This is a genomic window from Bacillus sp. NH11B, assembly GCF_001884205.1.
In the GTDB taxonomy this organism is placed as follows: domain Bacteria; phylum Bacillota; class Bacilli; order Bacillales; family Bacillaceae_G; genus Bacillus_A; species Bacillus_A proteolyticus.
The window spans coordinates 1-9,500 of record NZ_MAOG01000090.1 but is presented as its reverse complement, the minus strand read 5'-3'; the positions used below and the strand labels follow the sequence as shown (position 1 = coordinate 9,500).

10 protein-coding genes and 1 pseudogene are annotated in these 9,500 nt (G+C 38.2%); 5 read left to right on the top strand and 6 right to left on the bottom strand.

Translation table 11 applies throughout. The features are described from left to right. Window positions 1-163 precede the first annotated feature (163 nt). From BAU27_RS13355 to BAU27_RS13335, 5 genes are all read right to left on the bottom strand, one after another. Window positions 164-586 (bottom strand): pyrophosphohydrolase domain-containing protein, encoded by a 423-nt coding sequence (locus BAU27_RS13355; protein WP_000180548.1) that lies wholly within the window; start codon window positions 584-586, stop codon window positions 164-166. A gap of 97 nt (window positions 587-683) precedes the next feature. Continuing rightward, entirely contained in the window at window positions 684-869 is a 186-nt protein-coding gene (locus tag BAU27_RS13350; protein ID WP_071744460.1) for a hypothetical protein, read from the bottom strand. 93 nt (window positions 870-962) lie between these two features. After that, window positions 963-2,042 (bottom strand): Ger(x)C family spore germination protein, encoded by a 1,080-nt coding sequence (locus BAU27_RS13345; RefSeq protein ID WP_071771086.1) that lies wholly within the window; start codon window positions 2,040-2,042, stop codon window positions 963-965. Then, a complete protein-coding gene (locus BAU27_RS13340) occupies window positions 2,018-3,112 on the bottom strand; it encodes a spore germination protein (RefSeq protein WP_071771085.1) in 1,095 nt (364 codons plus the stop codon). Before BAU27_RS13340 ends, BAU27_RS13345 begins: the two co-directional genes overlap by 25 nt. Window positions 3,113-3,128: 16 nt before the next feature. Continuing rightward, a complete protein-coding gene (locus BAU27_RS13335) occupies window positions 3,129-5,099 on the bottom strand; it encodes a spore germination protein (protein WP_083595997.1) in 1,971 nt (656 codons plus the stop codon). A 153-nt stretch (window positions 5,100-5,252) separates the two neighbouring features. Between BAU27_RS13335 and BAU27_RS13325 the strand changes: the two genes are divergently transcribed. Continuing rightward, window positions 5,253-6,377, top strand: coding sequence for a homoserine O-acetyltransferase family protein (locus BAU27_RS13325; RefSeq protein ID WP_071771084.1), 1,125 nt, complete (start codon window positions 5,253-5,255; stop codon window positions 6,375-6,377). 48 nt (window positions 6,378-6,425) lie between these two features. Here BAU27_RS13325 and BAU27_RS13320 read toward each other — a convergent pair whose 3' ends face one another. Then, window positions 6,426-6,608 (bottom strand): hypothetical protein, encoded by a 183-nt coding sequence (locus BAU27_RS13320; RefSeq protein WP_000171885.1) that lies wholly within the window; start codon window positions 6,606-6,608, stop codon window positions 6,426-6,428. Window positions 6,609-6,807: 199 nt separating this feature from the next. Here BAU27_RS13320 and BAU27_RS13315 point away from each other — a divergent pair, with 199 nt between their 5' ends. The 4 genes and pseudogenes from BAU27_RS13315 to BAU27_RS13300 all read left to right on the top strand — a co-directional run. Further along, the gene (locus BAU27_RS13315) at window positions 6,808-7,113 is read left to right on the top strand and encodes a rhodanese-like domain-containing protein (RefSeq protein ID WP_071771083.1); all 306 of its coding nucleotides are present in this window, start codon (window positions 6,808-6,810) and stop codon (window positions 7,111-7,113) included. 77 nt (window positions 7,114-7,190) lie between these two features. Further along, a complete protein-coding gene (locus BAU27_RS13310) occupies window positions 7,191-7,415 on the top strand; it encodes a spore germination protein (protein WP_071744465.1) in 225 nt (74 codons plus the stop codon). Window positions 7,416-7,435: 20 nt separating this feature from the next. Next, window positions 7,436-7,759: a hypothetical protein gene (locus tag BAU27_RS13305; protein WP_071744466.1), complete on the top strand. Its 324-nt coding sequence runs from the start codon at window positions 7,436-7,438 to the stop codon at window positions 7,757-7,759. 120 nt (window positions 7,760-7,879) lie between these two features. Beyond that, window positions 7,880-9,500: pseudogene (locus BAU27_RS13300) on the top strand (BclA-related collagen-like exosporium protein); the annotation flags it as partial.

Genomic DNA, 9,500 nt, shown 5'->3' with positions numbered 1-9,500 from the left:
ACCAACAGTATCAGCAGCAACAACAGCCTTGGGCAGGTGGCATTGGAGCAGGGGCGGCAGCGGGAGCAGCAGCTGGTACTGCAGGAGCAGCGGGACATGCGGGACACGTGGGTCATTAATGAATTGCAGAAAAAAAGATATAATAAAAAACTGCTAGGTAATCCTAGCAGTTTTTTTCTGCCTCTTGACGTTGGCGTTCGATTTCCGCACGAAGTTGTGGTTCCGGTGCTTGCCATCCTTCTGGTTTCATAATTTTGCCGTCGCCCTCGCGGAATCGAGGCTTTCCATCAGGGAATAGTTTTGCCATGTTGGCATTGTTTACAATTTCAAATCCTTTATCTGGACGTACGCCCATTTCTGCAAACGTTCCGAATGCAAAGTAAATAAGGTCAATAAGTGCATCGTATTGATCTTCAACAGTCGTTGCTTCTAGAAATTCTTCTAGCTCTTCTTGCATAAAGCTAGCACGAATTTTTGCGCGCTCTTCTGTTAATTTTGTTGGAGTATTTGTCACAGGATGTCCGAACTCTTCATGCATTTTTGCAACAAGTTCGTATCCTTTATCTAAACCTTTTTCGTTTGTCATGTTGTTTCATCCTTTCTCGTTTTCTGCCGAATTTCATTGTAACATAAGGTGATTATGAAATGAAAAGAACATCTTATAGAAATAAGATGTTCGCTCGTTATTCTTCTTTTTTTATTAAAATGGATAAAATAAGGTCGATGCCAAACATACCAACAAGTAGCATTGGTATAACGACAAGTAAATAACGTGTGAAGGAAATATTTTTTAAGTATGTATGAGCAAATAAAAAGACGCCGAGAAATAAAATACCGTTTAAAATAGGTTTTACTAACTTTTTAGACATAAGCTCCCCCGTGAATATCTTTTCTCTCTATATTTGGTAATAAAAAACTCCTCTCTCCGTTGTATCATGCTGGAGAGAGGAGTTCAATCATTATCATTCAATTACACCAGAATTTGTAATATTTACGCTGTATTTTATATTAATCGGAACATCTTTGTACATACGTCGCCACTCTTCTAACTTGAATGGGCGATAATGTTGCTTATACTTTGCACCTAGCCCGAGAGGATCTACGTTTAAAGATTTAAACTGCTTAATTAATTTGGTAGCCTGTACATCCAATTGTTTTTGGACATTTTTTTCAATGTTTTTTGTGTTCTTGTTATTTTCTAAGTTAATTTGCTTCGATAATTCTTGAATACGTGCATCAAGATGAACGTGAATGAAAAAAGAAGGCTTCCCGTTTTTAATTTTTATATCGTAAGTTGGAACAGAACGAATATTATTAATCATTACGTACGCAGAATCCGTTTTAAATTCGTGTGAATCTAATTTGTGTTTCTCTAATAGTCCTTTAAATATGAACATATCTTTTTCAGCGATTTTACCGATATATTTATCCTTTTTAAAAAGACCAATTCCGTTGATTTTTATTTTATCACCATGCTTCTTTAGAATGGGAATATAGTAGTCTTGCCCTTCTTGATAATAACGGAATGCTCCTATATGCAGGTTATCCTTTGGTAAAGGACCGGTCTCCATATTATGTTCTAACAATTTTTTTATATAAATTGCAACGTTGTATGAAGTCGTATATTTCCCTTTTAAAAGTTCAGTACCATTCCCCTCTAATAAGCCAACATATAAAGCGTTCCCTATATTCACATCTCGAAGTAATGTATCGAATGAAGTAGACATTCCTTTTTTTGCAAGTTTTATCGTATATAGAGCGACACGCATTTGTCCGCTAGCAAAGGGTTGAGAAGACTCTAAAGATGTGTCTGCTTTTACTTGTTTTACCGCATTTGCGCTACCTTCAAAAACTTGAACTTTATTTCCCTTTTTCTGAATGGGACAAACGAATGTCACTTTTACTTTATTATCTTTTGCTACATCAAAAACCGTTCCTTGAATAAGTTGTACATCATCGATAATATTTTTTTGTAAACATCCAGTTAGACTGAAGAATGTTATACAAGAAATAAGTATTAATTTGCTTTTGATTTTTTCCATTTTCTTTTCACCCACACAATAATAAATAGGATAGGGATGTATACATACATGAGCCAAAAACTAGCTTTTCCGGAATTACTAATAAAAGTATTAATGTCATGTCTGTTTGTTAAAAGCTGTGAAACAATGAGAGTAATAAGGATGAAAGCGATTAGGACACTTCTTTGTTTTACGCGAAATATTTCATGAGTTCCTCTTGTTGCCGCCCATAACGGAAGGATAAAACTTGTAATAATAGTAAGCGCATAGCCTGAAATCGCAATATATTCCAGCCTTTCTATGAACGGTAATTGGATTACTTGGGTCATAGAAAGTTGTGACCATATCGTTTTTAACAATTGTTTCTCACTAAAAAATGCAAAGGCTAAAAGGGTACTAAATAAATATAGAAGATTTGAAAATAATGCTCCGTATTGAGCGAATTTATGAGATTGCTTCGGATTTTTCACAAATGGATAAACCATGAGATAAATTTCAAACCCTGTCATACTGTAGATTGACAGATTGGCGGCTTTTAAAATATCTGAAAAAGAATGTGTGAACACAGGTAGTAAATTAGACAAATGTGAGTATTTCAAAACGAATAGACTAAGAAATAAATATCCCAATGTACCGCCAACTGAGATGACGCAAATACCAGTAATGACACGGAATCCAGAAGAAATAATGTAGTAGCTAGCTAAGCATAAAAAGATTGTTAACATCCAAGTTGACGCGGTAGGAAACATCCATACTTGAATAATCTCAACATATGTTCGAATGACGGAAATACTGATGGCTAAAAAATAAGTCATAAAGATGAGAGTAACGCCGTTTCCTAGCCATTTTCCAAATGTTTGTCGATGTAAATCAACTAAGTTTCCGTTTGTTTCTTTTAATAAAAAATACATCATCCATATAAGAATATGGATACAAATTCCTATAATTAGAACACCTATCCAGCCGTCGTATCCGGCGGCTTTTGCAATAATTCGAGCGAATCCAAGAACACCAGCACCAAACTGTGCACTGTGAATTAAGAAGAAAACAAAGATAGGAGATATTTGATATTTTTCTTGAACTTTACTCATCAATGCACCTCATTTCTTAATCATCAAAATCGGATCTATGTTTTGTTGAAATCCCTTTTGCAGATTTTTTTACATGTTGTGGCCTTGCTTGTACATCTCTTGTATCGATCATTGTTAATGGGAAGCGAATCCAAGAGTCTTTAACGGATTGTTGTCTTGTCGGATAAAACAAAGCGTACGGTTTACGTAAGGATGTAAGTCTAAATAAATGGGTAAATAAAAAGATAAATCCAAGAGAAATCCCGAAAAGTCCTCCTATTTCGGCAAATATGAGAAATGGGAAACGGAGTAATCGAACCGCATTACCCATTTTATAAATAGGCGTAATAAAGGAAGCCAGTGCTGATAATGCAACGATAATTAATAAAATATTACTCGTTAAACCAGCTTGGACAGATGCCTGTCCGATTACGATACCTCCTACAATACCGAGTGTTTGACCGACCTTCATCGGTAATCTCGCGCCAGCTTCTCTTAATAAATCGATGGCAAGTTCTAAGAAGAGTGCTTCAATTAAAGGTGGAAACGGTACTTGCGCCCTTGATAAAATTAACGTTTCCAATAAATCACTAGGAACTAATTCATAGTGATAGTTTAAAGTGGCAACATATAATGGTGTCGCGCAAATTGAGAATAAAACAGCGATTAGCCGTAAAATTCTTGAAAATGTAGCGTATAACCAAGAAACGTTATAGTCTTCTGGCGAAATGAAAAAATCAAAATATGATACAGGAGTTAAGAGGACACTTGGAGAACCATCAACAAAAATAGCGATTTTACCATCAATAAGTGCTTTTGTAACTCTATCAGTGCGTTCTGTATTGATATAGAGAGGGAAAATTGATTTTTCCCCCATCAATTCTTGTATATAAGCACTATCATTAATTTGATCATATTCAAGAGCCCGTAATGATTCCTCTAGAAAATCTACATTATCTTTCTCAGCTAGATTATTTAAATACATCATAACGACTTTCGTTTTTGAAAACTCTCCGATAATCATCTCTTTCGTTTGGAGATCTAAAACAGGAAGGCGTTTTCGGACTAAATTAATGTTTGTATCAATATCTTCTACAAAACCTTCTTGAGGACCAATAACAGTCGATTCATTTAAAGGAGGAGTTGGTGCACGATAATTATCAATTGCAATATTCGCGAGCATACACTTTTGATCTTGCTGATTTAATTGAATAATTGCATGCCCTTTTAAAACCATGTCCTCAATCTTTTGTAAATCGTTTGTAATTGTAATGCCGCTCATTGGAATATGTTCTTTTAATACTTCGAATGAAGTGTTAGGGTGTTCTAAAAGTGTTGGCATTAAATATTTTTGTAACTTCTCACCATCAAGTGAAGGACGATAGTAAGAAATCCAATAAGGCATCGTTTCATCGTCAGATGTATGGTAATTAACAAAATCACTAGACTGTTTTAGCTTCTCTATTAACTCTTGTAGAGAATGAATATGGTCTTTTTCTGGCTTCGAAAAATCATAAATACTATTACTTCCAGAGCTTTGTTGTGTATTTTGAGAAGAGTCGTCTTGCTCAGATTTTTGTTGTTTCTTTTGAGAAGAATCATCCTGTTTAGAACCTTGCTGTTTCGGTTGAGAAGAATCGTCTTGCTCAGAGTTTTGATGTTTCTTTTGAGAAGAATCATCTTGCTCAGATTTTTGTTGTTTCTTTTGAGAAGAATCATCCTGTTTAGAACCTTGCTGTTTCGGTTGAGAAGAATCATCTTGTTCAGAGTTTTGCTGTTTTGGTTGAGAAGAATCATCCTGTTTAGAACCTTGCTGTTTCTCCTGAGAAGAATCATCTTGCTCAGATTTTTTTTGTTCACTATTTTTACCTGTATTGTGTTTCATACTTCTAGTCTGTTCTTTGTTTTCATCCTCTTGATTACTAGATTGCTGTTTCGGATTATTATCTGCTTCTTTTGTTTCTGTTGAATTTGATTTTTTCTTTTTACGTAACCAATTCCAAATCATATGTATGCCCTCTTTGATTGTGTAATATAGTGCTATTTTGTGGCTAATTTTGTATATTATTCATTTATTTATGAAAAGAAGGAGGAGATTGGTTTACATAGTAAAAAATCCTTTAGTAAGCAGTTCATAATATGACGGGAAGAAGGCGAGTCTGTGCAAATTGTAAAAAAGGAGAAGTTTGTTTTAAAAGAGTTTGTGTTTGAAAATGGTAGAGAGATTCCTGTTCAAATGGGGTATGAAACGTATGGTACTTTAAATAGAGAAAGATCAAATACGATTTTGGTTTGCCACTATTTTAGTGCAACAAGTCATGCGGCAGGAAAATATACAGTGCATGATGAGGGGGCTGGTTGGTGGGATGGATTAATTGGACCTGGGAAAGCAATTGATACAAATAAATATTTCATTATATGTACTGATAACCTTTGTAATGTACAAGTGAAGAACCCATATGTGATTACAACGGGACCAAAATCGATAAATCCGATGACTGGTTTTGAGTATGCGATGGATTTTCCAGTTTTCACATTTTTAGATGTAGCACGGGTGCAATATGAGTTAATAAAAGATATGGGGATTGCTAAGTTACATGCGGTAATGGGGCCATCGGCAGGTGGGATGATTGCGCAGCAATGGGCTGTTCACTATCCTCATATGGTAGAACGAATGATTGGAGTTATTACGAATCCGCAAAATCCAATTATAACGTCGGGAAATGTAGCGCAAAATGCGATCGAAGCAATTCAGCTTGATCCAAATTGGAAAGGCGGAAAGTACGGAGAGGAGCAACCAATAAAAGGGCTTCATTTAGCGAATAAAATGATGTTCATGAATGCATTTGATGAACATTTTTATGAAACAGCATTCCCGCGGAACAGTATAGAAATGGCACCTTATCAACAATTTACTGCATTAACATCATTTGAGAAAGAGATAAATAAAGTGACATGTAAAAGTATAGATTTAGTAGATGCAAATTCATGGATGTATACTGCGAAAGCAGTCTTATTACATGATATTGCACATGGTTTTTCTTCCTTAGAAGAGGCTCTTTCTAAGATTGAAGCGAATGTACTCATGATTCCATGTAAACAAGATTTACTTCAACCATCCCGTTACAATTATAGAATGGTAGATGTTTTGCAAAAGCAGGGGAAGTACGCAGAAGTATATGAAATAGAAAGTATAAATGGGCATATGGCAGGAGCGTTAGACGTTCATTTATTTGAAAAGAAAGTGTATGAGTTTTTAAATCGGAAAGTATCTAGTTTTGTGTAGAAAATAATTAATGTGGAAAAGGTGCATTGTTTATAATAGGCACCTTTTTTACATAATTTGCAGACGGAAAATATATGAAGCGATTGATAAACCAAAGAAAGCTATACTAAGTAATAGAAATAAGAATGACATTTCTTGAGGGGATTTTATCTTTTTATTATTTTTCATGCTAAGAGCAATGACCGCAGAAATTAAGAAAATGATACCCATAATGAAAAGAAAAAGTGTCATTTTAACAGGCTCCTTTCATAAAACAAGTATATTGAGGATACAATGCACGAGTTATGTTTGTAAAGAATAAGTTTTGCGAGAAAATTGAGAAATAAAATTTCCATTCTTTGCGTTCCTTCTTTCACATGCTAAAATTAATTAGAAATGGTTGTTTAAAGAAGAAACTAAAGGTTTTATTATATATAAGGAGGAGATACATATGACAGAAGTTAATACAATTACTACAGAAGAAGTGCAAGAGCGTTTAGAAAATGGAGAAACGTTATTTTTAGTAGATGTAAGGGAAGATGAAGAAGTAGCGACAGGGAAAATTCCAGAAGCTGTACATATTAAAATGGGCGATATCCCAAATAAAGTAAATTTCTTTGATAAAGAGAATGAGTATATTTTTATTTGCCGTTCAGGAATGCGCAGTGAAAATGTATGCCATTATTTAAATGAGCAAGGATTTAAAACAGTGAACATGGTTGGCGGTATGCTTCAATATGAAGGTGAAACGAAATAGTTAATAGCTAAAAACTTGAAACGAGTCTGTTTCAAGTTTTTTTCTTTTGCATACAGTATAAAAAGGAGGAGGGGTAAATGGGGATTAATTTGCGTAAAGTGAAAATTATTAACAATACAGGAGCTGTTAATGTTGGCGACTGTTATGATATCTCACCTTTAGCCGTAGCGAAAATATATGCGGGTGCTGGAGGGTCGAGTGCGGCTATTTTTTTAAATGGGAAACGGCAGCCTGAACCTACAATTAGAACATCAGTATTTTTACCACCATTAGCAACGAGTACACGTACATTAGGTGCATAAAGGAAAGGTAGAGTGTAAGTATGCCTGCACGTATTAAAGAATTTATTATCGTTAATAATACTGGGAATATATTTACGGGTGATAATTTGAGTGATACTTCATTTACTGCTTCGAAATCGTATAGTGGTTCAACGGGGTGCACTTGGATTGATGTTGTTACAGTAATAGGGACAGAGACGAAGCTTTGTTTACAGCCGGGAGATTCTGTGACGACAACATATACACGAGGAACCCCTGCTGGTACTGTAACAGGAACGAATATGGGGCAAAATGTAAATACATCGGGTATAGCGCAAGCTGTCCCTAATACAGATAATATGGATTCAGTAGCAGGACTCCCTTAAGGAATTAAGGGAGTTTTTATTATTTAAAATAAAAATAGTCTTGGAGATTATTTTTGTAAATAGATTAAGAAGAAGCGGTCTATCTAGTGTGAAAAAGATGGTTTGTAGGAGGTGAAAGGTATGAAAGATCGTGATGATAAAAGGAAATTACATTCGTTAAACTCTAATTTTAGAATTTCACCAGAACTTATTGGGCCTACTTTCCCTCCAACTCCAACTGGATTTACAGGTATAGGGATTACAGGCCCAACAGGTCCACAAGGTCCAACAGGCCCACAAGGACCAAGAGGACTACAAGGACCAATGGGAGAGATGGGACCGACAGGACCTCAAGGTGTGCAAGGAATTCAAGGGCCAGCTGGACAAATGGGTGCAACAGGACCAGAAGGACAACAAGGGCCTGAGGGATTGAGGGGACCAGTAGGAGATACAGGGGCAACAGGTGTGCAGGGTGTGCAAGGAATTCAAGGGCCGATTGGTCCAACAGGAGCTACTGGAGCGCAAGGTATACAGGGCATACAGGGATTACAAGGACAGATTGGAGCAACAGGACCTGAGGGGCCTCAAGGAATTCAAGGTGTGCAAGGGTTACCGGGAGCAACAGGTCCGCAAGGGATACAAGGAGCTCAAGGGTTTCAAGGACCACAAGGACCGAGTGGAAGTACGGGTCCGACTGGAGCAACAGGTCAGGGGTTAACTGGCCCGACAGGAATAACAGGTTCAACAGGGGTAACAGGTCCATCAGGAGGACCTCCTGGTCCAACTGGTCCGACTGGAGCAACAGGTCCTGGAGGTGGACCGAGTGGAAGTACAGGGGTGACAGGGGCAACAGGAGCAACTGGAAATACTGGAGCAACAGGTCAGGGGCTAACCGGTCCGACGGGAAGTACAGGAGAAACAGGTGCGCAGGGGCTACAAGGAATTCAAGGTATCCAAGGTCCAATTGGTCCAACAGGTCCAGAAGGTCCACAGGGAATTCAAGGTATTCCTGGTCCGACGGGATTGACTGGTGAACAAGGGATTCAAGGTGTTCAGGGGATTCAAGGGATAACGGGAGCAACAGGAGATCAAGGTCCACAAGGTATACAGGGGGCTATAGGACCTCAAGGTGTAACAGGAGCAACAGGAGATCAAGGTCCACAAGGTATACAAGGGGTACCAGGTCCATCAGGAGCAACGGGCCCACAAGGATTTCAAGGGATTCAAGGTCCGATGGGGGATATAGGACCAACAGGTTCAGAAGGGCCAGAAGGACTTCAGGGTCCGCAAGGAATACAAGGAGTGCCAGGACCAGCTGGAGCAACAGGTCCAGAGGGCCCACAAGGAATACAGGGAATTCAAGGGCCAGTAGGAGCGACAGGACCAGAAGGCCCACAAGGAATACAGGGATTACAAGGAATCCAAGGAGTAACGGGAGCAACCGGAGCACAAGGACCGCAAGGAGTTCAAGGAATACAAGGAGACATAGGTGCAACAGGTCCAGAGGGGCCGCAAGGGGTTCAAGGTACTCAAGGGGAAATAGGCCCAACCGGTCCGATGGGGCCGCAGGGAGTGCAAGGAATCCAAGGAATTCAAGGACCAACGGGTGCGCAAGGAGTGCAAGGCCCACAAGGAATTCAAGGAATCCAAGGGCCGACAGGAGTAACTGGAGATACGGGTACAACAGGGGTGACAGGGGAAGGGACTACAGGAGCAACTGGAGTAACTGGTCCAACAGGTGTAACGGGTCCATCAGGAGGAC

Excerpts from the sequence above, each read along its gene's own strand:
- BAU27_RS13320 (WP_000171885.1), bottom strand. The coding sequence starts at position 6,608 with ATGACACTTTTTCTTTTCATTATGGGTATCATTTTCTTAATTTCTGCG.
- BAU27_RS13315 (WP_071771083.1), top strand. The coding sequence starts at position 6,808 with ATGACAGAAGTTAATACAATTACTACAGAAGAAGTGCAAGAGCGTTTA.
- BAU27_RS13310 (WP_071744465.1), top strand. The coding sequence starts at position 7,191 with ATGGGGATTAATTTGCGTAAAGTGAAAATTATTAACAATACAGGAGCT.
- BAU27_RS13355 (WP_000180548.1), bottom strand. The coding sequence starts at position 586 with ATGACAAACGAAAAAGGTTTAGATAAAGGATACGAACTTGTTGCAAAA.
- BAU27_RS13335 (WP_083595997.1), bottom strand. The coding sequence starts at position 5,099 with ATGATTTGGAATTGGTTACGTAAAAAGAAAAAATCAAATTCAACAGAA.
- BAU27_RS13350 (WP_071744460.1), bottom strand. The coding sequence starts at position 869 with ATGTCTAAAAAGTTAGTAAAACCTATTTTAAACGGTATTTTATTTCTC.
- BAU27_RS13345 (WP_071771086.1), bottom strand. The coding sequence starts at position 2,042 with ATGGAAAAAATCAAAAGCAAATTAATACTTATTTCTTGTATAACATTC.
- BAU27_RS13340 (WP_071771085.1), bottom strand. The coding sequence starts at position 3,112 with ATGAGTAAAGTTCAAGAAAAATATCAAATATCTCCTATCTTTGTTTTC.
- BAU27_RS13305 (WP_071744466.1), top strand. The coding sequence starts at position 7,436 with ATGCCTGCACGTATTAAAGAATTTATTATCGTTAATAATACTGGGAAT.